The sequence below is a fragment of the Bacillus sp. A260 genome, from assembly GCF_009861435.1.
In the GTDB taxonomy this organism is placed as follows: domain Bacteria; phylum Bacillota; class Bacilli; order Bacillales; family Bacillaceae_G; genus Bacillus_A; species Bacillus_A cereus.
In genome coordinates this window covers 968083-991287 of the sequence record NZ_CP046398.1, presented here as the reverse complement: position 1 = coordinate 991287, position 23205 = coordinate 968083, and the positions used below count along the sequence as shown (strand labels likewise).

Sequence of the window (23205 nt, the reverse complement as noted above, 5' to 3'; positions counted from 1 at the left end):
TTTTAGTATAGCACACTACAACTCATTTTCTTTACGCATATGTGTTAATTTTATAATCTGTTTTTCTGTAAAATACGCGAGTAAATGCGCATGACATGTAAAGAATATGACTTGTCTATCCTTTGCAATTTCCTTTATAAGTTCAATCGTTCGATTCGTCCTTACCGCGTCAAAGTGCACGAAACTATCATCAATAATAAATGGATAATCATGCTCAAATGTTTTTGCTAGTGCAAATCTCAGCGATAAATATAACTGCTCCGCTGTCGCTTGGCTTAGTTCATGACTGTAAAAACGCATACCATCGTTACGCTCTACAATAAACGGCTCTGACTCTGACGGTGAAAAGATTTTACTATATCGTCCGCCTGTTAAATAGACGAAATACTCTTCTGACTTTTGTAAAATACGAGGAAGATGTACTTCATGATAATATTGCTTCGTTTTCGTTAACACCGTTTTTGCGGCCGCATAAGCAGCCCACTTCTTCACTTGTTCACGCACTTGCGCTTTTTTCATTTCCCATTCATGCATTAAATCGCCGTACGTACTACCTTCTTCTAAATTCGCAATTTCCATACGATGTTTCGCAATACGCTCTGTCAGTTCTTTCTCTTGCACCAGACAGTTTTGCACGACTGTCAGTTCTTGCTTTAATTTTCCGTCATAACCGTCAGCTTCGTAATGTTCAGCTAATGATAAACTCGTTAAACGTTGTTCTAACAGATCAATTTGCGGTAATAAACGCCCCACTTGTTTCTCTGCATCTTCACGTTTTTCCGCTAGTTTACCCGCTTCTAAAAACATCTCTTCATCCGTAGACGCTGCAATATGCCATAAACCATCTCGTTCTATTAGTAATTGCTTTAATTGTTCTTGCATAAACTCATATTCTTCTTGCCATTCCGCCAGTTTTTCTTTTAACTGCTTACAAGTTTGGCGCTTCTCTTTCTCATTTTGCATACGGCTTTGTGCCTCGTGTAGCTTACTATACTCCGCACTACCGATAACAGTTTCTAGTTTATGTTCAAATTGCGAAATCATTTCATATAATGAAGATTTTCGCGTGCCTTGTTTCTCTAATTCACGATATAATTGCTGCATTTTTTCAATACGCTCAAACGCCGGCAATATGTGTGCATACGTATAAAATTCAGGAAACATATAGCGCGTTTTATATGCATCGACTTGTTCTCCCGCCTGGAACGTTTCTCTCTCCCATTCCTCATACGATGAAACGACTTTATCATACGCTCGTTCCAACTGCTGTAACTTATAAGACTCGCGCTCAAATAATTTACGTATCTCTTCATCTTTTTCTAACTGATAGCGAACAGACATCGCTTCTTCACTTTGTCTCCCGCCGGCACTTTGCTGAAGTGTAAGGAGCTCTTCTTGTAATCCATTTGATGGATCTTTATATAAAACAAGGGCGAGAACAATCCCTACAAAAATAATGACACTAATAAATAAGAGCGCTCGGTTATCTATAAATAAGCTTGTGAATAAAACGCCTGTGTTAATAAGAAGTAACAGAAGACAAACTCTTTGCCACTGCTTTTTCTTTTGTTTAGCTACTCCTGCTTTTTCCTCATACTTGCGCTTCATTCTCTCTGCGCCCATACCGATAAACGCCGCATCTTGGAACGATTTCTCTTTCTCAACTAACACATTTCTCTCTTCATCCACTAACATTTGTTTCTTAATCTGTCTTATATTTTCTTCTTGTTCTTCTAATTGCTCTTGCGCTACTTTAAAACGATCATCGAGCTGTGCTTTTTGCGTTTCTAATTCGCGCGCCTTTTGCACTGTTTGCGTAATTAACTCTTTCGTTGCCAAACTCATATCAAATGAAAGAACTGTTTCCTTTTCAAAAGTAGTACCAATTTGTTGTTCTAGTTCTGCGATTTCTTCTTTTATATTCGTAATATTCCCGCTCATATCACGCATTTCTTGGCGTGCATTTTCGTAAGACATATGCTGCATACGAAGTTCTTCTACATAACTTTCTTTTTGTAAAAACTCTTCATCTATTTGAATCGAGGCAATTTCCGATTGCACTGTCTCAATTTTCTTGTGGAGTGAATCAACTTGTAATTGAAGCGGCTCCATCTTCGCCTTCATTGCTTCATAACGCGCCATTCCGTTTACAGGAAACTGCCCGCTCTCGTTCTCTAACACTTTCTCATGCGCACGTTTTTCAATAACGAGTGGCTCAAGCGCTGCTAATATTTCATAATCTTGCTTTCGCTTTTCTGCACTCTCTTTCTCCACGCGAACAGAAGCAAGCTTCTCTTCACTTTCTTTTAACTGCTCTACTTGTTTTTCATACGTGCCAATTTTTCCTTGCCACTCTTTCATCTTCTCTTCAAGTTTCTTCATCTCTTGCAGTGACACGTTAATTTCTGGTTTACGCCCGCTCGGCTTAAAGCGCTGATCCATTTCTTTTTCTAGCTTTTTATCTAACTGCAATAGCGCATCACTTCCGACTGCACTTGCCGAAAATAAATAATTGCCAATATCCGCTTCGCCTAGCTGATGAATATTTTGAAGACCATGCATATCAAATGAAAAGACAGATTCAAATAAACTTTCATTCATCCCGCTTAATATATCGTTTAAAATTTCTTCTCCGCCCGTTTTCCCGTCTTCAAAATAAACGGTCACCTCGCCAGCTGCCGTCTTTGGCAATCGCTCAATTTTCAAACGACCGTACTGCTCTGTTTGCACAGTCATCGCGCCGCCATACTTCCCGCCTTCTTTCGGCTCATAACGGCGCTGTCCTCTCGTCGGAAAACCGAACAAAATACTTTTCATAAATGAGCGAATTGTCGATTTCCCCGCTTCATTTTCACCGTATAACACCGTCAGCAAGGAAAGATCCATTTCCACATTTTCTAATTTTCCGTACCCATAAATATGGAGTTTTTCAATTCTCATTTTTTATCCCTCTCTTGCTGGAATAATTGCTCTAAAATAATATTTTCTGCTTCCTTTTGAATCTCTTTCTTCTCTTCTTCTGTAAAAGATTCAATACTATTACGCGCTACAGGAGATGTCCAAATGGTGCGCAATACACCGTCCATATTGCTGAAAGCTTCTAACTCTTTTAGCACACTACCGACGAAATGATTTTCCGCTTTCAAACGTTCGATTTCCGCAAAAGAAACTGTCTCATTTTTCCACTTCATCGCATATACAAAATCTTTTCGCTCTTCGCTAGATGCTAAAATGTGAAAAATCTCTTCCACACGCTTTTCGTCACGCAAATAAGGAGAAAGTGGGCCCTGCCCTGTGAATACGACAGTTAAAAGCGTCCCTTCCTCTTCTCTTCTGCATTCATTCATCGCAGTAGATAGGCTCGTCATAAGTTCATCAACAGTTTCAAGTCCATCAATACAAACTTCAATCTCATCCCATACAACATCTGCCGTATGGAAAAATGAACATTGCGTTCCTTGTTTCGTAAGTTCAATAAGGTACGCACCCTTCTCGCCTGTTTCCTTACGATGACGACCTTGTATGTTCCCTGGATAAATCATATACGGCTCTTCTGATAAAATTTCACGTTTATGTATATGGCCAAGAGCCCAATAGTCAAACAGTTTTTCTTTCAACTCACGAATTTGAAACGGTGCATAGCGATTATGCTCTGCATCTCCTTCCACACTTCCGTGAAGCATGCCAATATGAAAAGGCGCATCACTCATTTTCGTATACTGCGCTGTCATATTATCCGTTACCGCTTGCTGCAAATAACTAAACCCATAAATAGAAGCTAATAGCTCACCATTTTTATAAAATGATTTCTCTTCTACATAAGGCTCAGTAAATACATGAACATTTTCCGGAAACTCAATTGCTGCCCAGCTTCCCCCTAAATGATCATGGTTACCGTGAATAATAAAAACAGGGATATCGTACTGCGAAAGTCTCTTCATTTGCTCACGCACAAACACTTGCGCCCTCAAACTTCTCGTCTCCGCATCATACAAATCCCCAGCTAGTAATACGAAATCAACGCGCTCTTGAATCGCTTTATCAACAATACGCTCAAATGATTCAAACGTACTTTGCTTCATTCTCTCCCAAACAGACTGCGCAACATTCATCTCCATCCCTTTAAACGGACTATCCAAATGCAAATCAGCCGCATGTATAAACTTTACTTGTTTCACAAATAACGATCCTTTCTATCTTTCAAAAGTTTCATTTTATTAAAATTAAAATCGCTGAAAACTAATACTCATCGAGAATAAAAATATTCTCGATGAGTAAAGTTTCATTCTATTTTACCACGCAATGTCATATATTTCTTTGCATATTGTAGCGTTTTATGTCAAAATAATTATAAGATTCTGATTTTAATTATTGGAGGGAATTTTCATGGGAGTATACGTTCTAACAGTCTTTGAAAAAGATGGTTCAAAAGCATTAGACGAATCATTCGAGGCGGCAACTGAAAAAGAAGCAAAAGCAAAAGGTGAATCTATCTTACAAGAAAAAGGATTGTATGAAAAAACACATCGCTGTACATCTACTGCAGGTAAGCTCGTTTTATTCCAGCGCTAAAAAAAAGAAGCGTCATCCGCTTCTTTTTCACTCTACTATATCTTCGTCACACCACGTAAACACCACATCTAGAATGCGATTACCGATACGTACGCGTTTATTCCATTTTCCTGTTTGGATCTGATGTTGCAATTCAGCTTTCATCTTTTCCGTCCAGTCGTGAATCGTTTCACTACCGTCGTACGGATATACGCTCGGAAACTCTTTCTGCAGTAGATGCAAGCTCTCTGCATCAAAATGAAAATGGAAGAAGTAGTTTGCTGTAAGCGATGGTTCTTGCAATCGTAAAAAATGATCATCAATTTGCTTTCTATTTCTATAGAAAGTAAAGATATTCACTTTACCGCTAGTAATTTGGTCAATTTGAATTTCGTGCTTCTCTATAATCACGTCTTGTCCACCTCGTTGTATACTATCTTTAGTATATATGTCTTTTGCAACAAAGTTAACCATTTTCGCGCGAAATTCATTTCCTTCATTATAATTCCTGTACCTCCATATGCAATCAGGATAAATAAAAACAAAGTTGAAGGGGAGCGATCACATGTATTTCGGAAGCAAAGGTTGGTATGTAAAAGAACTTAAAAAATTAGGTATCCGTACTTATGAAGGTAAAAAACTAGAATCTTATCGTACGCATGTGTTGTCTAGTTTACTTGAGAGAATGAAGAGAGCTTCGGCTTAATAGAATAGCAAGAAGTAAACCTGAATATTGGTAAATGATAAAAACACCTCCTAAATTCGCATACTAAGTATGCAAATTAAATGGAGGTGTTTTTATTAGTCTCACTTTTTCAGGGGCGCTTCAGTTTTCATAAAATATTTTTTGTTTCCGCTGAAACGGATACGTTTTAATCTCAGCTGTATCTAAATCTTCATTGAATAAATGAATGGCTATAATTTGTCTACAATCGTAAGTATGGTAATAATATGTTCCAGACTCCATACACATTGCACTTGTATAGATCGTATTATCTAATATACCGTCTTCTGTTATTACTGCCCCCTTAGGAACCTCACAATTCGATAAAATATGAAAAATAGCCGATATACCCTCTTCTTCGTTCTCTATACCTTGAATGTTTTGTTTGCCATACGCTGCCCGTACAAATCTTGATGGCGGTGTGAAATCTCCAGGAAGTCCCATCGATCCTGAACCTTGGCCAAAAGCACTTAATGGTACATCGCCCCACTCCGTTGGCGCAAATGGCTGCGATTTAAGACCAATATATTGTCTTAAATTTTGTAAATGCCAACTAAACTCCGGACTATTAGTCATCACTCCTATTGGATTGTCATACACTTTTATTCCATCAGCTGTCGGCTCAAGTACAATACATTCTCCCGATTTATCTGCTAAAATCCAATGTAGCGGTGGAGTACCCCCTAAAATTGGTAATGGCACATCTATAAAGGCAATGCTATCAATAGATTTTCTTAATTCTTCAACAGAATTGAACTGCGTGAGGCTCCAAGTCACAAAATCAAATGGTGCTACATTCGTTTTATTGCTATCTACATGACTACTATAAGTAGCGAATCCTGGGAAATAGAGAGTTGCACATGTCATACCAGCTTCATTTACTCCATCTGCCATCATGACCCTTCCTCCAAAATTAATTCCCATTCCGACAACAGCCTTTTTCGTTCGGATTGTTTCACCAGTTATATTGTTCCACTGATAACGCCGAGGAATGATTATTACTTCCTGATTCATATCTAATGTGAAATCCATTGTTCTCGCAAAAAGATGCTGGAAATTTTTAGTTTGTAACGTCAAACTAGTACACATGAAGAAATCTCCCCCATTTCATAGTTATATACACATTTTATAAAATTCTGATAAATACGTAAATTAAAATCTATTTTACTTACCATTGTACAAACCCTATTTATCATTAACAAAATAACCAACCAAACCAAAAATGCTATAATAAACTCAATCAAACTAAGGGGGAACATCTATCTTGCGTGGAAAACACATTCAATTTCATAAGTTTGGCAATCCAAAAGACGTATTACAAGTTGAATATAAAAATATAGAACCACTGAAAGATAATGAAGTTTTCGTCCGTATGCTAGTTAGACCGATTAATCCATCTGACTTAATTCCAATAACCGGAGCGTACGCTCATAGAATTCCGTTACCTAACATACCTGGTTATGAAGGTGTTGGTATTGTAGAAGATGTAGGAGCTTTTGTTTCTAGAGAGCTTATCGGTAAACGTGTGTTACCGTTACGCGGGGAAGGTACTTGGCAAGAATATGTGAAAACATCAGCTGACTTTGTAGTTCCTATTCCTGATTCCATCGATGATTTCACAGCGGCACAAATGTATATTAATCCTCTTACGGCGTGGGTTACATGTACAGAAACGCTAAACTTACAACGTAATGATGTTTTATTAGTGAATGCTTGTGGATCCGCAATTGGTCATCTTTTTGCGCAGTTATCACAAATTTTAAACTTCCGACTCATTGCTGTTACAAGAAATAATAAGCATACAGAAGAGTTACTGCGCCTTGGTGCTACATATGTAATTGATACTTCCACTGCCCCGCTTTATGAAACCGTTATGACATTAACAAACGGGATCGGCGCGGATGCTGCGATTGATTCTATCGGGGGACCGGATGGAAATGAATTAGCTTTCTCCTTACGTCCAAACGGACACTTTTTAACGATCGGTCTTCTATCAGGTGTACAAGTAAACTGGGCAGAGATTGTCACGAAAGCAAAAGTGCGCGCGAACATATTTCATTTACGACATTGGAATAAAGAAGTGTCACCATATAAATGGCAGGAGACTTTTCGTCACTTAATTCGTCTAGTAGAAAATGAGCAATTACGTTTTATGAAAGTACATTCTACATATGACTTAGTGGATGTAAGAGCTGCGGTTGATATTGTGCAGTCTGCTGAAAAAACGAAAGGGAAAGTTTTTTTAACGAATTATTAAATTGAGTACATTCAACTATCAATCCATTTAGTAGCATAGAATTTTAAGTAGCTTATGTAATTTAATTAAAAAAGCGAAAGGAGATTCTAACATGTGGTTACTCACGGCAATTGCGCCTGTTTTAATAGTCGGGGGAATTGTAGTCTATGTAATTGGAAGGCTTAAACATAAATATGACAACGGCACATTAGGTAAGAAAAAATCAAAAGAGGCTCAACTGTTATTAGACAGTTTCATACCTATAGGAATGCTTGTTGGCTGTATGATCGGTTTGATTTTCGGTATATTTTTCCCGAACTTCGCCCTGCTTTCAGTTAGTTTAGGAGCTGGAATAGGCTATTTATTTGGATATTTCGCCTATGAATTTTACAGCAAGACAGGAAACAATTTTTCCTAATCCAAAAGGAATAAGCGGGACAGTACATAGTAATCATATGAAATATGTAACTGTCCTTTATTTTTGCATCAATGTTATCACCTTACCTTTCGCCTACTATACACCTCTTTTATTGATTTTTCTCTCCTCCCCTTTTTGCATATCCGCTTTTTTATTTTCATTGGATCTATATCCAAAGTAAAGTAGCGCACATGTAATAATAGAACCTACAATGTATCCTAAAAAACATCCTAACCAAAACATAGTGTAACCGCCTCCATTCATAATAAATTTTATGTAATATAACTCTTTACATACTCCATCGTTTATTTCTATTAACTATACACTTTCTAAAATTATTCATACCACTAATTCTCTTCGTACCTCAAATAGCAATTTTATTATTTGTCATAAAATTAACACCTTATTTAAATACAAAAACTTCTATTTACTTACTTTTTCTTAAGAAATAATATACTACATTTGAAATAAGCGAGCTAGTACATCGGCCCTTCTCTATTTTAACTTTAGTCATGAACAAAAGAAAAATAAAAAACCCCCTCAAAGCATAAACTTCAAGGGGTGAGCCTGTTTTTTATTTACTTATATACGTACAGCTGTACCACTTACAGCAACCATTAACATTCCATCACGAACTACTTCGTAATCTACGTCAACACCAACGATAGCGTTCGCACCTTTTTGTTTTGCAAGTTCTTTCATTTCGTCCATTGCGATATCACGAGCTTCTTTTAGCTTACTTTCATAAGAACCAGCACGACCACCGACAACATCACGAACAGAAGCGAATAAATCGCGGACAATATTTGCACCCATAATAGCTTCACCATTTACAATATCGATATACTCAATAATTTCTTTACCTTGAATTCCAGACGTTGTTGTTACAATCATGACTGACACTCTCCTAATAAGTTGTAGTTTTAATTAGCTTTCTTATGTCTTTATTATGACACGGAACAAACAACTAATCTATTGAATTACCTTACAGGAATGTGACAGTTTTGTAAGAATGAAACGCGCATTATGTTTCATTTTAATAAAGCGCTTTAAAATTAGGATACATAAACGACTCTTTATTTTCTTTCCAGTCCTTTTCTACTTCTTTGAAAGTTGGTCGTCCTAATTTTTCATTGTTCTCATGTTTACGAAACCATTTCTTCACATACTGGTCTCCATTTTTATTTTGAACTGTGCAAAGGAAACTATTACTACTATCCTTTAATATTTTTACAATCACGAATAGACACCTCTTCCCTTTTAAATAACAGAATAAAACTTGATCTTTTACTATAAGCCCTTCCTCTCTTATAGTCATACGACTCCTCGGCCGCGCCAAATTTGTAAGATCAAAAAACGATATTTACTTTGTTTACATTTTATTTAAAGAAATCAGAGTTATAAGCATGATGCTTATCAAATATTTTATAGATTTCTAACTTATCATCTAATTTTGCATCTACTAAAATTAATATATTTCCATCGTAAATATATTCTTCATACTTTTTAGCATGTTCTTCTGGAATTCCTAACCCTATAAATGCTCCTATTAAACTTCCAGCTCCCCCGCCAATACCGGCTCCTCCAATAGCTGCTGCGATCGGTCCTGCTGCTACGATTGGACCCATTCCAGAAACGGCAATTATACCAAGACCTGTTAATAAACCACCGAGTCCGCCTGCTACTCCTCCTGCCACAAGCCCTGTTGCTGAAAAGATATCTGCTTTATGTGCAGTTTCATGATTTACTTTTTCACCCGATTTTTCTTCAAGGTGTTCAATTTCCTTCTGATCTTTTGCAATAGCTGAAATGTTATCTGCTGAGTATCCTTTTTCATTTAATTCATTAATAACGAGTGCCGCATCATCAATTGTTCTAAAAACACCTACTATTTTTCTATCTACATTCATAACTATTAACCTCCTAAAGTTTTATATAATGTATCTTTATTTTTCTTCATTTCTGTATACACTAATCTTCTTATTAACATAACCATTTACGAAAAAAGCGAATAGTAAAAGCACTACAAGTGAACTACTTAACAAGTAAATTAAATCAAATGTAATATTAATCATCATTTCATTCATGTATACCAGGCTCCTTTTTATTTAAAGTAAAAGTATATTTTGATAGACTAATCTACTAAACATAGACATCTTACAATTCATCTTCAGTTAATCTCTTTGTAGTATATGTATACCCTTCCTAACCTTTTCTAAACGTAAAAAACTATAATTATATTTTTTCTTATTTATATGTTTAACATTTTTTTAAACGGGTATGTTTATATTGTTATGCTTACTATATGGAAAGGAATATTACGATGAACGCCATTCACTCTACTACTATTTCTTATAATGAAACACCTACAATAACGCAGATTCATCATTTTTATGCTTTAATGACAACATTTCAAACGAATGTATTTATAAGTAAACACGGAACACTTACTTCTATTAAAAACTTAAGCACTCTAGTATCCTTTTTCCTTACTGTAAAAAAGAGAGATCTTGTATTATTTATTTTTGAAGGAATAGATGCAAAAAGAGCTTTAAGAACACTCTTCCCTTCTTAGAATGTTTGTTATCCTCTATTCCCTCGTCTACTACCTTTCATATATGTTTTTATATTTCAAAATGATTTCCTCTATTAAAAAAGAACCCCCTAATACAATAGGGGGATTTCTAGTTTGACCTTATGAAAACTGATATAATATATATTACGTTTTTCATTCTTTAAAATAGAAAAGTTTTAATAACCTTGAAGGTAGGAATTTTTAATGAACTCGAAAGCAAAATTTAGTATTCGCTACAAAATTATGGCTGGTTATTTAGTTATCATTTTGTTCTTACTTGTTTCTTTCATTATGTTAAACAATGAGATTTCCAGCTTACAAAAATCTCGTAATTTTATTATTGATCACGATTTTAAAGTTCTCAATTTAACGAATCAAGTGGAGAAAGAGTTACTAACAATTGAAAATAAAGCGAAAGGGTTTATCATTTCTAATAACCCTACTTACGTGCAATCCCTTAACTCTGCGGAAAAGGATTACGAAAAACATTATCAAGATCTTTTTACTTTATTAGAGGATAACCCCTCTCAGCAAGAAAAATTAAAACAGATTAACGAAAACATTACTAGTTGGATTAATAAAGAGATTCACCCACTCATTGCAAATAATAATAGTAATAATGTACAAACAATCGACACGACTCAAATTCAGTCATTACAATCACAGCTAACTAACTTCCGGAGCACTGAGGAGCAACTAACGAAAAAAAGAGCTGCACAATTAGATACTGAAAATAATAAATTAGAGATTTGGTTATACAGTTTATTGTTCTTACTTTCTTGTATTTCTATTATCGTTTCACTCTATATTTCGAATTCCATTACAAAAACGATTAAAAATGTAATTCAAGCTATTAAATCCATTTCTTCTAAAGAAAAAATTACGGAAAGAATTCATGTAAATACACATGATGAAATAAAAGATCTTGCTCATACAACAAATCACCTACTAGACGAAATATCAAAAAGAGAGTGGTTACAAACTGAGCTTGCAGAATTAATTTTACTGTATCAAGGTGTATCTTCTATTGAGATGTTAGGTAAAAAACTTCTTAGTGGAATTATACAAAAAACGCAAACTTCTTGCGGTGCATTTTATGTACGTGAAGAATATGAAGAAACTGTCTACTATGTGAAAAAAGCTTCTTTCGCCGATCAAGGTGCTGATATTGGAAAACAATCCATTAAAATGGGTGAAGGTTTCATTGGACAGTCTGCCTTAGAAAAGAAAAGTTTTATTCTCAGGGATATACCCGAAGAGTTTCGTTATGTCACTAGTGGCGTATTAGAAATACGTCCTAAAAATTTACTAGTCATCCCTATCTTATTTGAGGATGAAGTGATCGCAGTAATGGAGTTAGTAAGTGTAACTGAGATTTCAGATTTACATCAAGATTTAATTCAACAAACCGTTGATAATCTAGGTTTAACAATTCATAGCATTATGGGACGTATGCGAATTCAAACTCTTTTACATGAATCACAAGCAATGACAGAAGAGTTGCAAGTTCAATCAGAAGAATTACAAACGCAAGCGGAAGAACTACAAATGCAAGCAGAAGAATTACGAACAACGAATGAACAATTAGAGTCTAGAACTGAAGAGGCTGAGCAGAAGACAGCTGACTTACAAATTACCAAATCAGAATTAGAAGAAAAAGCAAGCGAGTTGTTACGCAGCTCAAAATACAAATCTGAGTTCCTAGCAAATATGTCACATGAATTACGCACACCGTTAAATAGTATTTTACTATTATCTGAAATGTTAAGAGAAAATCATGATAACAATTTATCCGACGATGAAATTGAATTAGCAACTGTCATTCATTCATCAGGGAAAGACTTACTTACTTTAATTAATGACATACTAGATTTATCTAAAGTAGAAGCAGGCAAACTAGACATCATTTTTGAGGCAACGAACATAAGTGACATGGCAGCCAATATGCATCAAAACTTTTTACATATAGCTGCACAAAAAAATGTCGAATTTACTATTGAGGACAGTGATACGATTCCTGATCTGTTTTATACAGATGCAAAACGGATTGAGCAAATTATTAAAAACTTATTATCCAATGCATTTAAATTCACAGAAAAAGGATCCGTTTCTTTACATTTTGATTCGATAGAAACAACCAATTTAAGTCATGATATGCAGTCTATCAGTAAAGATTGGATTACAATTTCAGTAAAAGATACTGGTATTGGTATCGCTAAAGAACAGCATCAACTTATTTTCGAAGCCTTTCAACAGGCAGATGGAGCAACGATTCGAAAGTATGGTGGTACAGGATTAGGTTTATCTATTTGTAAAGAGTTTGCGAGATTATTAGGTGGTTGGATTACGTTAGAGAGTAATGTAGGAGAAGGTAGTACTTTCACCGTATATATTCCTAACCTTCCAAATGGATTACATGATATACAGTTATCCAATTTAGAAGTCGCAGCAACGATAGAAGATGTTATTCCTGCTAAAGTTGTTGAAGAAACTATCGTTACTCCAGAAACAAATAACGTCTTCCAAGAGAAAAACATTTTAATTGTCGATGATGATCATCGAAATATATTTGCGTTACAAAATGCATTAAAAAAACAAAATGCCAACATTATTACTGCCCAAAACGGCATAGAGTGTTTAGAAATACTAAAAAGCAATACAAATATTGACCTTATTTTAATGGATATTATGATGCCGAATATGGACGGTTATGAAACGATGGAAAATATCCGAATGAACTTAGGGCTAAATGAAATACCTATTATCGCATTAACTGCTAAAGCAATGCCAAATGATAAGGAAAAATGTTTATCTGCTGGCGCTTCAGATTATATAAGTAAACCATTAAATCTACATCAACTCTATTCGGTAATGAGTGTATGGTTAATAAAATAAGTGAGGTTTAGTTGGAGTGGAAAATAAGTATTATAATTTTGATCCATCAGTAGATACGGATGAGCGCACGAACTTAGAAATTGAATTACTATTGGAAGCGGTATTTAAACTATCAGGATTTGATTTTCGTCAATATGCTCGCACATCTATTTATAGAAGGATTTGTAATCGAATGCAGCTCTCTAATATCCCAACCATTTCAAAATTAATTGAAAAAGTAATTCACGAGGAAGGGGTTTTAGAACAGTTATTAAATGATTTCTCGATTAATGTAACTGAGATGTTCCGTAACCCTGCCTTTTTTAAAGCGCTTAGAGAGCATGTTATTCCTGAATTGAAAAAGCAACCTGAAATTAGAATTTGGCATGCTGGATGCGCAACTGGTGAAGAAGTATTATCAATGTCCATCTTACTTCACGAAGAAGGATTAAGTGAAAAGTCGGTTATTTACGCAACAGATATGAATACAAATGTGTTAGAAAAAGCAAAACAAGGTATCCTCCCGTTAAATAAAATGCAAACTTATACGAAAAACTATTTACAAGCTGGCGGTACACAAGCGTTTTCTAACTATTATTCAACAGATAATCGTTTTGCTTATTTTAATCCATCACTTTTACAAAACATTATTTTTGCACAGCATAATTTAGTAACCGATCAATCTTTTAACGAGTTTCATATTATACTTTGTCGTAACGTCTTAATTTACTTTACAAGTAAACTTCAAAATCAAGTGCAGCAACTATTTTATGAAAGTTTAAGTCACAATGGATTTCTATGTTTAGGAAATAAAGAAACTCTTCGTTTTTCAAATATAATGCCGCATTATACGCAATTTAATCCTAGTGAACAAATTTATCAAAAAATACAATAAAAAGCGTATGAAATCCTCTGTTTGGATTTCATACGCTTTTTATTTCGCATTCGTTTGTATCATAATGAGACACATATCATCTGATTGCGCTTTCTTTTGTTCTTCCTTGTAAAACCCTTCTATCTCGCCTTCTAAATCTCCCCATTTTCTTTCTGTAAAAGTACGTAATTTCTCTTCAGACTCAAATTCATCATTTGCAATTGCTTCAAGAACACCATCTGTAAACAATAATATTTGAGCGTTCTTCTCAAAAGGTATAACTGTCTTTTTAACTTTTATTTCATCAAAAAATCCTACGGCACAACTCCCGCGATCTAGTTCAACTACATTTGTTTCATCAACTAAAACATATCCAGAAGGATGCCCTGCATTTACATATTCAACTGTTCTATCTTCTGTATTAACAACTAAGTATATCGCCGTAAAATAATAAGGAATATTGTCATTTTCATTATGTAAAAGGGTCATATATTTATTTAATTCTTTAATAACGAGTTCTGGATCAATTAAACATTTAATTGTTTCACGTAATACAGACGAAATAAACATACAAACTAATGAAGCAGATACACCATGTCCCATCACATCTAATAATATAATACCGTAGCGATTTTCATCGATTTTATACCAATAATACATATCTCCAGCTAGTTTAAATGAAGGTAAGTAACTTGCTTCAATTTTTATATGATCTTCTCTTAATGGGCTACTTAATAAGTTTCTTTGTACTTGCGTAGCTAAATCTAGTTCATTCCGAAGATTTTCTTCTTGTTCTTTATGCCAATTTAATTCTGATTTCAAGCGTAACGCTACACGCATACGTGCTAATAGTTCAACTTTATTTATAGGTTTCGTAATATAATCCATTGCCCCCATATCAAGAGCTTCGGCCAATTTATTTGCATCCTCTAAAGCTGTAACAAAAATAATAGGGATATCTTTAAACTTCTCCTCTTTTTGTAATCGTCTACAAACTTCAAGTCCATCAATTTCAGGCATCATAATATCTAATAATATTAAATCAATTTCATTATGCCTGGAAGAATCTTTTCCAAAATGTATGTATTCGAAGAGCTCTTGTGCAGAATTGAGTGATACAAGATCATGATATCCGGCTTGTTTTAAAATCTTCTCAATTACAAATATGTTAACCGGATTATCATCAACAATTAAAATGGACACAAGTTATTTCCCCTTTTCTTATTTAAAATGTAAATCTATTATCATTTTCTATTTTTCTAGTATTACATACTCAGTTACAAAATGAAAATTTCTTACTCAAACATATTTATACAACAAAAGAACAAACCCCTAGAAATAGGAATTTGTTCTTTCACTCTATAAATTTCTACTTTTAATTTAACACCATTGCTTTATCATTTAAAAGACGATCTAATTCTTCCATATGATTTGTTTCATCGGCAATCATATCTTCTAGTTTTACAACTAACTCTGTCATATTTAATTTCGCTGCCTGTTCTTTTCTCGTTTCATAACGCTTAATTGTTTCATATTCTGATTGTCTAGCGGATTCTAACATTTCTCTAACATCTTCTACTTGTTTCACTGGTAAAGGGATCGTAGTGGGGGTACCACCTAGCGTCTTAATTTTCTCCGCTAAATATAGGGCATGTCCTTGTTCATCACTAATTTCAGATTCAAAGAAAGGTTTTAACACTTGTCTATATATACCAGAAACTGTAGCTGCATTATGGTTATACATAATAATTGCTGAGTATTCTCCTGCTAAATCTTCATTCAATCCTTCGATTAGTTCTTTCACATCGTGTGACATTTTCATATCTCCTCCTATACTTAATAAGTACCCCTTTTCTCATGTTTTAAACATCATTATTTTAAATTTTTTATGTATCTAAAAATGCGGCTTGCTTCAATTTACTTATCGCTTGTCTTTTAATACGAGAAACGTGCATTTGTGAAATACCTAACCGTTCCCCTGTATCTTTTTGATTTAAATTTTCTCTAAATATATAATGAATAACACTCTTTTCCGTATCATTTAATACGTTAAAAATATCCTTTAAAACGAGACGCCTTTCTGTCTCTTCATATCCTTGCTCTACTTCACCTACAGATTCAATTCTCGCTACCGAACTTCCATCAGATGAATTTTCAACTACATCATCTAAGGAAGATACTCGATAATTATTTTTCGCATCCATAATCTCTAGAACTTCCTCTTCCGATAGTCCTAAATGATTTGCAATTTCTATTATCTTCGGTGAACGTTGCAGATGATCTGTTAACTCCTCTATCGCAAGTTTAATTTTTCCGCCTAAATCTTTAATTCGCCTTGGAACGTGAATGCCCCAAGTTTTATCACGTAAATACTTCTTTATTTCGCCTACTATTGTAGGTATTGCAAAAGGCTCAAAGGCATTCCCTATCGAATAATCATACCTTCTTATTGCGCCTAAGAGCCCTAACATGCCTACTTGTATAATATCCTCATGCATCGGTCCGCCTTTTGAATAGCGATATGCAATGGAATAGACAAGATTTTTATAATGCTCAACTAACCTTTCCTGCGCTTCATCACATTGGTTTTGTTGGAAGTCTGCAATTAGTTTAATAACGTCTTCTTTAGTAAGATTCGTAGGTTGAGATTGGATTTCCATCATTCTCCACCTGCTCTCTTTGTATATATTTTGTCATTAAAACTGTCATGCCCTCATCATGCATGATTTGTATATCATCCATTAACGTATTAATTAAATATAAACCTAAACCATTTTCCGGCAAATGTTCTACTGGTTTACTAATATCATACGGACCAACTTTCCTTTTTAAGTTATTAAAATCAAAGCTAACCCCATTATCCGCAACCATAATTTCTAATCGATTTTCATATAGTCCAAAGACAATTGCAATTTCTCCAACGTCTTCTTTATATGCATGTTGTACAATATTTGTACATGCTTCACTAATAGCAATTTTCATATCTTCTATATCGTCATAAGCAAAGCCCATTCGATTCGCAACACCAGCCATTGTTAAACGAATAATAGCCACATATTCTGCCTTTGCAGGAATTTTCATTTCTATCTTTTCAAATCTCTCCATCATCCCTAGTCACCTTCTTTCTACTTTTTCAAAATCGGAATTCAAATTTAATATTTCTGTTAACCCTGTAATATCAAATAATCTTTTTAACCTTTTAGATACACCAATAAACTCTAGTTTTCCATCATTTTTCTTAACCGCTTTTAATAGCGCTATAAAAACACCTAAACCGGTGCTATCCATATAATCTACGTTATGAAAATCTACTACAATATGAACCTCTTTTTCGCTTGTAATAGGCATAATCTTATTTTTTAAATCTGATGCCGTATATGCATCAATTTCACCATTAAGTTGTACCGTATAACCTACATCATTTTGCAAAATATTTATTGCCAAATTCATCATTTCCGCCCCCTTATCTCGAACTACTACTATGTTAATTACCCATAAAAATTAGTTTTAAACATATTTTTTTATTTTTATTATAAATAAATTTTCTACAGCTTTCTCGGCTTAACACGTAAAAAATACTACCAAATGTTTAAACCTTATAAATTTGTGTATATATAATGTATAAACATTATTTTTAGGGGGATCTATCTATGGAAGAGCACAGCTTTAAAAAGGGAGATTTTGTTCAATTTTCTTATCGACACGATCATGCTACAAAATTAGTTGGTTCCATTATTAATATACTAACGAATACAATTGTAGTGGATATAGGTAATAACGAGGACTTATCTCATATAGAACCAAGGCAGGTCGTAAGAATAAATAATTGTAAAAAAGTAACGATGGTTTAATACATAATAGAAATTGTAATTTCAATGAGTGGGGGTTCTTCATCCTCCACTCATTCCTATGTAGATTACATTAAAAAAGCATCCAAATTAGTTTAATTGGATGCTTTTTTATGTATATTTATCACTCTATTAACCTTATAGCTATATATAAAAAACTTAAGATTACTATTCATGATCATACTTACGCTTTCCGCAGCATTCTAGAGAAAAATGTTACGATTAAAATAAAGACGATTGCACCTAATAACGCTGGAAGAACAAAGATGCCTCCCCATTCAGGACCCCAATGACCAAATAATGCACTACCTACCCAAGATCCGATTAATCCGGCAATTACATTACCAACTATACCTAAAGGAAAGTCTTTTCCCGTAATCATTCCAGCTAACGCACCAATAAGTCCACCTACAATACACGTAATAATAAGTCCCACAATTAACCCTCCTATATTCGTTTTATATTGTATTTATCAAGCTTTGGTATGTAACCAAAGCTTGATAAACATGTATTATTCTTTATTATCCAACCCATCACTTATCTTTTGTTTCACTTTTCCGACTTTTTCTTTTATCGTTCCCTTCGTCTTGTCCCACTTCCCTTCATTTTTCAACTTTCTATCTTCTGTAACCTCACCAATTCCTTCTTTTACTTGTCCCTTTGTCTTTTCCACTTTACCCGTAATTTGTTCTTTTAGTCCGTTCTCACTCATATTTCCCATCTCCTTTTCGTAATAGATTTATAGATTTACAGAATACAAATTTAAATAGAATACATGCATCTTCTTTCTTGTAACCATTCACCGACTCTCTCTAAATCTTTAACGAATAACAAGATTTTTCCTTCATCTAGCTTTTCTTCGTAGAAGTTCGCTTCTTCCTCATTAAGCCCTAACTCCTGCATCTTATTTCTTAACTGATCTCCCGTTTTTTGAAAGACGTTAATAATACTTGTCCCAAGTCCCTCCTCTTGTATACCAATTGTATTCAAGTCTGCATTGTCTGCGATTCTATCTGTCCTTTCTTTCTCGTGTGTTAATACGTAAATATCTTTTTGGTCTATCCCTTTCTTCACTAGATCATTCGCCGCATTCATGACCTCTTTCTCCGTAATAAATTCATATACAAAAGGTTTACTATACTTCGTTTCCATCTTTAACTTCCTCCTTTAAAATGAATTATTTGTTATATTATATGTAGTACACCTATTCTCGAAATGTTAAACATAAAATCTAAAAAAATATCTAAATTTTGTTTTTGATAGAGAAAGAATAGCGTGATTTACCACTTCAACACACCTCACCCACCTTACAATAACTACCTAAATTAACAGAAAATTGTTATAATTAAACTTAAGGAGGGATACTATGAAAAAAATCATATCTATATACGCTCTAACCGCTCTATCTTTCACTTTAATAGGCTGTACAAGCACCTCAGCTACAGATAAAGCTTCACAAGCTAAGCAAGAACATACACAAAATACCTTTCAATTAAACTCCGCAAATATTACAGACATTGAAATACTGAAAACAACAAATCATACTACTTCCAAATCTCAAACAGATAACGAAGAAATGATACAATCTATCGTTTCAGCAGTTCAAAATGGAACACCTACAACAATTACTTTAGATCAAAAAAAGAGAGAATCTGCACATTCTACTATTACCGTTACATATAAAGATGACTCCAAAGAAGAGTTTCTTGTTTGGGTTGATAATAAGGAACAAATTACAATTGCCAAAGATGAGAAGAAAGATAAGGTAGAAGGTGTGATAGTAAATATTAAAGATGCTAAAATGATGAAGGATTTCTTTTAAAATTCTAGTTAACGTTAAAAAAAGAGTAGGATTACACCCTACTCTTTTGTTTAATCATGCTCAATAAATAGACCTTTATAAAATCTATTTAAGGTCTAATTTTGCTAAATCATGTTGTAAAACATTATTTCCTTCTTGTGGGTTAAATACGATTGCACTAAGACCAAAAACATTTGTAACAACATCTCTATCTTTCGGACGAATGATTCTTACTTCATAAGCAAAGAGTGCTGGAGGAAGAGCTGCTGAACGAAAAGTAACATATCGATTAGGTGGCAATGTTTGTGTTGAAGGGTCTATTAATGGTAACAATACCGGAGAACCCGATGACCAATCAAACATTTCAACTGTTACTCTACGAGTATCATCTGGATCAACATTCATAGCTTCAACAGTAAGAAATAACGTAGCGGAATGTCTACGTAATACACCCGTTGATAAAATTTCATTATGATGTTCAAAGCATTTTTTTGGAGGGTGACCATAGCCATAACTCATACCAATTCCCCCCTTTCATTTACAATTAAGGACAAGTATTCCTTATAATATATAATGCTATTATTCTTTTATTGAAAGGTATAAAAGCGGATTTCTATCTATATTTTTGGATATTTTATTTTTCATTTATTCGCTCTTAAATAATAAAGTGAAACTTTATTCCAAACAATATCGCTATTGCACCAAAGTAAAACAAACTGGACAACCTAGATTTCAAACTGTAAGATTAGATGTTGGTGAAATTGGGCAGCAAAGCATATATAGAAAATAGGTGTTAATGTTGAAAATCAATAAAAAATTCGAACCAATAATTTTTAATATCTTTATGATTTTAGGCATATCTAGCATTATCTCTTTCGTCATGGTTTCAATGAATGTTGGATATACAGCTTTATTTCTCAAATCATGGATAAAAACATGGGGAATTGCTTTCATACTTGCATTTTTAGCTTCTAAATTATTACCCTTTGTAGTTAAAAAGATAATGAAAATCTTCACTTTTGTTGAGCATGATGCTTAAGAATAAAGTGATGTACTGCGTAGGTTCATTCCAATTAAAAGAGTTTATTATCACAAAAACTTAACCTAGTAAAATGTTTCAAATCGAAGGAAGACACCTTAAAGGTTGTCTTTTCTTTATAAGTAAAAAAAGCCCGCCTATTTCCGTAGGCGGGCTTTATCTTTATTACACAATATGAAAGTATACTCTCTTTTTCACTGAAATTTTATGTAATTATACATATTCATGAAAATAGCAGAATTAAAATATGCCAAAATAAAAAATGAGCTAAATCCCCTAAATAGCTATATAGAGATGAAGTTGTTATGACAACATATTTTCCACTTTCAACTTAGTTATCATTAGAATGTTTTTCTAAAAAATCAAGAATCCTAGCATTAACTTCGTTAGAGAACTCACCATTGATTGCGTGAGATGCATTTTTCCAATTAACTATATCAATATCTTTAACGTATTTTTTTCCAGTTTCAACTGCTTTTACCGAATTGTGCATTGTACTTTTTTCAGCTATAAGTGCAAGCACTGGAATATCAATATTTTTTAAGTCTTCTTTACTAAATAAATCAGGCGCTGGCGTTTTCAGTTTATAGTTACGCATACCCGACTCGATTAACTTAGCGATAGGCTCATCGTCACTTGCTTCTACTCCTCCAGAAACATAGCTTAACATCTTTTCTCTTAAAAACTTAGGGACAATAGGAACAGAAGCTGGAATAGATGCCAGAATCATTTTTATGGATATTTGCGCAAATACAAAGACTGGATCTAATAAACTAGCCGTAGCAATATGCTCAGGATTATATCTGGCCAAGTTCATTGTTGTCCACCCTCCAATGGAGACACCTACGATATGCACTCTTTCTAAACCTAATCCTTCAATTACTTCATTTAACCATTCTGCTTGTTGTTTTTGATTTTCAATCACCTTCGTTTGCACACTCATCCCAGGTTCACCTAGTAAATCTATCGTATAAACAGGCCTTTTTTCTCTTAGACCTTCTAAATTAGGTACCCACATTGGAGTAGATGCACCACGTCCAGGGAGTAAGAGTATTGGTTCCTTATGTTTGTTTTCCTCTTTAGTAAAATAATAAGCACGAATTGTGCCATATTTCGTTTTTATATTTTTCGTATCGTTAGGTTTTGGAAGGAGTGCCATTGATTCATCGTAGGCAATTTGAAAGTCTTCCTTTCCTTTTTCAGATGTAAAGTGACCAACCTTATTATCATGTCTCTTCATTTGAATGCCTCCTTTCTACAAATATATGGATGAACTTTATCTATATATTCATGGTAATTATCCATTGAATTTTTATCTTCTTTAAGGCAAGACTCTCATTTAGAAAAAAGAAAATCGTACGTTTAGATACAATTTGGCAACAAACTAACTGTTTTTTGTACATTAATAGACAACTACTGCAAGAATTATAGTTTTTATGTTTTCATTTATCTTTTTAATCAGATGAATGCTTTTTTAGTACATAATAAAGTGAAACTTTAATCAGTGGGGGGTTCATCGACCACTGATTATTAGCTCACACCAATCGGGCTTTTACGGTCAGCCCGCCCCCCACCTAACTTCTTTGCTTCCGCTGAATTTTGAGGTGGGGGTCTTACTACCCGTTAATGCGAGATAAAAAATATAAAAAAACATCCAGAAAAACTGTCACAAAATCCGTTTTTCTGGTTTCTCTATAATACAGGTATCAAATTGAAAGTGAGGTTTAAACGAACATGTTAACCATAGAAAATGAAGAAAGTCATGCTTCTAATATGACCTTTGAAGATTTATTTAAGCAGTACTATGCTTATGCTGTGAAACAGATTATATGGATTGTTAAAGATCAATCTATCGCTGAAGAGTTAGCACAAGAAGTATTTTTACAATTATATCGTAGCGATTGGAAAGGAATTAAAAATATACCTGGATGGTTGATTAAATCTTCTACTTATGTAGCTTATAACCATTTTCGATTTGAAAAAAGGCAGCAAGCGAAGATTGATAAGGAAATACAATACCATGAAGTACAAAATGTATCATCATTAGACGATGATTGGATAAGAAAAGAAGAAATTACAAAGGTCCAAACGACACTAAATAAAATGAATGATCGAGAACGAACCCTTTTACTAATGAAATTCTCTGGTTTTCAATATAAAGAAATTGCAGAAGTACTTCAAATTGAAATATCTTCTATAGGAACATTATTAGTCCGAGCCAAAATGAAATTCCGCAAGATTTATAAACAAATAGAGGAGGCATAA

At 34.1% G+C, this 23205-nt stretch carries 30 protein-coding genes; 11 read left to right on the top strand and 19 right to left on the bottom strand.

Annotated features, from left to right (window positions below; all coding sequences use genetic code 11):
• Positions 1 to 15 precede the first annotated feature (15 nt).
• Positions 16 to 2940 carry an ATP-binding protein gene (locus GD442_RS05095; RefSeq protein WP_001217619.1) on the bottom strand — a complete coding sequence of 975 codons (2925 nt, stop codon included), beginning with the start codon at positions 2938 to 2940 and terminating at the stop codon, positions 16 to 18.
• Positions 2937 to 4178 carry a metallophosphoesterase family protein gene (locus GD442_RS05090; RefSeq protein ID WP_000815693.1) on the bottom strand — a complete coding sequence of 414 codons (1242 nt, stop codon included), beginning with the start codon at positions 4176 to 4178 and terminating at the stop codon, positions 2937 to 2939. The genes GD442_RS05095 and GD442_RS05090 overlap by 4 nt, the downstream gene beginning before the upstream one ends.
• A 208-nt stretch (positions 4179 to 4386) precedes the next feature.
• On the opposite strand from GD442_RS05090, the gene GD442_RS05085 reads away from it, so the two are divergent.
• The gene (locus tag GD442_RS05085) at positions 4387 to 4572 is read left to right on the top strand and encodes a YhzD family protein (RefSeq protein WP_000539552.1); all 186 of its coding nucleotides are present in this window, start codon (positions 4387 to 4389) and stop codon (positions 4570 to 4572) included.
• A gap of 27 nt (positions 4573 to 4599) precedes the next feature.
• On the opposite strand, the gene GD442_RS05080 is transcribed toward GD442_RS05085, so the two are convergent.
• Positions 4600 to 4962: a hypothetical protein gene (locus GD442_RS05080; RefSeq protein ID WP_000582785.1), complete on the bottom strand. Its 363-nt coding sequence runs from the start codon at positions 4960 to 4962 to the stop codon at positions 4600 to 4602.
• Positions 4963 to 5116: 154 nt separating this feature from the next.
• Between GD442_RS05080 and GD442_RS05075 the strand changes: the two genes are divergently transcribed.
• Positions 5117 to 5257 carry a YflJ family protein gene (locus tag GD442_RS05075; RefSeq protein ID WP_000273537.1) on the top strand — a complete coding sequence of 47 codons (141 nt, stop codon included), beginning with the start codon at positions 5117 to 5119 and terminating at the stop codon, positions 5255 to 5257.
• A gap of 120 nt (positions 5258 to 5377) precedes the next feature.
• On the opposite strand, the gene bsh is transcribed toward GD442_RS05075, so the two are convergent.
• A complete protein-coding gene (gene bsh, locus GD442_RS05070; protein WP_000337597.1) occupies positions 5378 to 6364 on the bottom strand; it encodes a choloylglycine hydrolase in 987 nt (328 codons plus the stop codon).
• A 175-nt stretch (positions 6365 to 6539) separates the two neighbouring features.
• Between bsh and GD442_RS05065 the strand changes: the two genes are divergently transcribed.
• Positions 6540 to 7532: a zinc-dependent alcohol dehydrogenase family protein gene (locus GD442_RS05065; RefSeq protein ID WP_001214238.1), complete on the top strand. Its 993-nt coding sequence runs from the start codon at positions 6540 to 6542 to the stop codon at positions 7530 to 7532.
• A gap of 91 nt (positions 7533 to 7623) precedes the next feature.
• The gene (locus tag GD442_RS05060) at positions 7624 to 7929 is read left to right on the top strand and encodes a hypothetical protein (RefSeq protein ID WP_000266565.1); all 306 of its coding nucleotides are present in this window, start codon (positions 7624 to 7626) and stop codon (positions 7927 to 7929) included.
• A 96-nt stretch (positions 7930 to 8025) separates the two neighbouring features.
• Here GD442_RS05060 and GD442_RS27620 read toward each other — a convergent pair whose 3' ends face one another.
• From GD442_RS27620 to GD442_RS27615, 5 genes are all read right to left on the bottom strand, one after another.
• The gene (locus GD442_RS27620) at positions 8026 to 8172 is read right to left on the bottom strand and encodes a hypothetical protein (protein WP_000498628.1); all 147 of its coding nucleotides are present in this window, start codon (positions 8170 to 8172) and stop codon (positions 8026 to 8028) included.
• Positions 8173 to 8511: 339 nt separating this feature from the next.
• Entirely contained in the window at positions 8512 to 8823 is a 312-nt protein-coding gene (locus tag GD442_RS05055; protein WP_000637511.1) for a YbjQ family protein, read from the bottom strand.
• A 142-nt stretch (positions 8824 to 8965) separates the two neighbouring features.
• Positions 8966 to 9169 (bottom strand): DUF4028 family protein, encoded by a 204-nt coding sequence (locus tag GD442_RS05050; RefSeq protein ID WP_004403363.1) that lies wholly within the window; start codon positions 9167 to 9169, stop codon positions 8966 to 8968.
• A gap of 139 nt (positions 9170 to 9308) precedes the next feature.
• Positions 9309 to 9839, bottom strand: coding sequence for a general stress protein (locus GD442_RS05045; protein ID WP_001100097.1), 531 nt, complete (start codon positions 9837 to 9839; stop codon positions 9309 to 9311).
• Between the two features lie 36 nt (positions 9840 to 9875).
• Positions 9876 to 10016, bottom strand: a complete 141-nt coding sequence (locus tag GD442_RS27615; protein ID WP_001004571.1) for a hypothetical protein — start codon at positions 10014 to 10016, stop codon at positions 9876 to 9878.
• A 236-nt stretch (positions 10017 to 10252) separates the two neighbouring features.
• On the opposite strand from GD442_RS27615, the gene GD442_RS05040 reads away from it, so the two are divergent.
• The 3 genes from GD442_RS05040 (at position 10253) to GD442_RS05030 (ending at position 14273) form a co-directional block, all read left to right on the top strand.
• A complete protein-coding gene (locus GD442_RS05040; RefSeq protein ID WP_000991357.1) occupies positions 10253 to 10504 on the top strand; it encodes a hypothetical protein in 252 nt (83 codons plus the stop codon).
• A gap of 204 nt (positions 10505 to 10708) precedes the next feature.
• Positions 10709 to 13399 carry an ATP-binding protein gene (locus tag GD442_RS05035; protein ID WP_001084973.1) on the top strand — a complete coding sequence of 897 codons (2691 nt, stop codon included), beginning with the start codon at positions 10709 to 10711 and terminating at the stop codon, positions 13397 to 13399.
• A 16-nt stretch (positions 13400 to 13415) separates the two neighbouring features.
• Positions 13416 to 14273 carry a CheR family methyltransferase gene (locus tag GD442_RS05030; protein ID WP_000429046.1) on the top strand — a complete coding sequence of 286 codons (858 nt, stop codon included), beginning with the start codon at positions 13416 to 13418 and terminating at the stop codon, positions 14271 to 14273.
• Positions 14274 to 14312: 39 nt separating this feature from the next.
• Here the strand turns inward: GD442_RS05030 and GD442_RS05025 are convergent, their stop codons facing one another.
• The 5 genes from GD442_RS05025 to rsbV form a co-directional block, all read right to left on the bottom strand.
• The gene (locus GD442_RS05025) at positions 14313 to 15455 is read right to left on the bottom strand and encodes a fused response regulator/phosphatase (RefSeq protein ID WP_000025504.1); all 1143 of its coding nucleotides are present in this window, start codon (positions 15453 to 15455) and stop codon (positions 14313 to 14315) included.
• Between the two features lie 172 nt (positions 15456 to 15627).
• Positions 15628 to 16068, bottom strand: a complete 441-nt coding sequence (locus GD442_RS05020; RefSeq protein WP_000017755.1) for a ferritin-like domain-containing protein — start codon at positions 16066 to 16068, stop codon at positions 15628 to 15630.
• 70 nt (positions 16069 to 16138) lie between these two features.
• Entirely contained in the window at positions 16139 to 16915 is a 777-nt protein-coding gene (gene sigB / locus GD442_RS05015; RefSeq protein ID WP_033665951.1) for an RNA polymerase sigma factor SigB, read from the bottom strand.
• Positions 16878 to 17360: an anti-sigma B factor RsbW gene (gene rsbW / locus GD442_RS05010; RefSeq protein WP_000970576.1), complete on the bottom strand. Its 483-nt coding sequence runs from the start codon at positions 17358 to 17360 to the stop codon at positions 16878 to 16880. Before rsbW ends, sigB begins: the two co-directional genes overlap by 38 nt.
• Before the next feature lie 6 nt (positions 17361 to 17366).
• Complete coding sequence (gene rsbV, locus GD442_RS05005) at positions 17367 to 17705, bottom strand: anti sigma b factor antagonist RsbV (protein WP_002040740.1); 339 nt, start codon at positions 17703 to 17705, stop codon at positions 17367 to 17369.
• Positions 17706 to 17902: 197 nt separating this feature from the next.
• On the opposite strand from rsbV, the gene GD442_RS05000 reads away from it, so the two are divergent.
• Positions 17903 to 18103 (top strand): hypothetical protein, encoded by a 201-nt coding sequence (locus GD442_RS05000; protein ID WP_000391018.1) that lies wholly within the window; start codon positions 17903 to 17905, stop codon positions 18101 to 18103.
• 181 nt (positions 18104 to 18284) lie between these two features.
• On the opposite strand, the gene GD442_RS04995 is transcribed toward GD442_RS05000, so the two are convergent.
• The 3 genes from GD442_RS04995 to GD442_RS04985 all read right to left on the bottom strand — a co-directional run bounded on the left by GD442_RS04995 (position 18285) and on the right by GD442_RS04985 (position 19252).
• Positions 18285 to 18536, bottom strand: a complete 252-nt coding sequence (locus tag GD442_RS04995) for a GlsB/YeaQ/YmgE family stress response membrane protein (protein WP_000522903.1) — start codon at positions 18534 to 18536, stop codon at positions 18285 to 18287.
• A gap of 75 nt (positions 18537 to 18611) precedes the next feature.
• Positions 18612 to 18812, bottom strand: coding sequence for a CsbD family protein (locus tag GD442_RS04990; protein ID WP_001293465.1), 201 nt, complete (start codon positions 18810 to 18812; stop codon positions 18612 to 18614).
• 50 nt (positions 18813 to 18862) lie between these two features.
• The gene (locus tag GD442_RS04985; protein ID WP_000448804.1) at positions 18863 to 19252 is read right to left on the bottom strand and encodes a YflT domain-containing protein; all 390 of its coding nucleotides are present in this window, start codon (positions 19250 to 19252) and stop codon (positions 18863 to 18865) included.
• 214 nt (positions 19253 to 19466) lie between these two features.
• Here GD442_RS04985 and GD442_RS04980 point away from each other — a divergent pair, with 214 nt between their 5' ends.
• The gene (locus GD442_RS04980; RefSeq protein WP_000720879.1) at positions 19467 to 19922 is read left to right on the top strand and encodes a hypothetical protein; all 456 of its coding nucleotides are present in this window, start codon (positions 19467 to 19469) and stop codon (positions 19920 to 19922) included.
• Between the two features lie 84 nt (positions 19923 to 20006).
• Here the strand turns inward: GD442_RS04980 and GD442_RS04975 are convergent, their stop codons facing one another.
• On the bottom strand, positions 20007 to 20420 hold the full coding sequence (locus GD442_RS04975; protein WP_000120214.1) for a hypothetical protein: 414 nt from the start codon (positions 20418 to 20420) through the stop codon (positions 20007 to 20009).
• Between the two features lie 280 nt (positions 20421 to 20700).
• Here GD442_RS04975 and GD442_RS04970 point away from each other — a divergent pair, with 280 nt between their 5' ends.
• Entirely contained in the window at positions 20701 to 20940 is a 240-nt protein-coding gene (locus GD442_RS04970) for a DUF2798 domain-containing protein (protein WP_000700207.1), read from the top strand.
• 331 nt (positions 20941 to 21271) lie between these two features.
• On the opposite strand, the gene GD442_RS04965 is transcribed toward GD442_RS04970, so the two are convergent.
• On the bottom strand, positions 21272 to 22180 hold the full coding sequence (locus GD442_RS04965) for an alpha/beta fold hydrolase (RefSeq protein WP_000820346.1): 909 nt from the start codon (positions 22178 to 22180) through the stop codon (positions 21272 to 21274).
• A 494-nt stretch (positions 22181 to 22674) separates the two neighbouring features.
• Here GD442_RS04965 and GD442_RS04960 point away from each other — a divergent pair, with 494 nt between their 5' ends.
• Positions 22675 to 23205, top strand: coding sequence for an RNA polymerase sigma factor SigX (locus GD442_RS04960; RefSeq protein ID WP_000955512.1), 531 nt, complete (start codon positions 22675 to 22677; stop codon positions 23203 to 23205).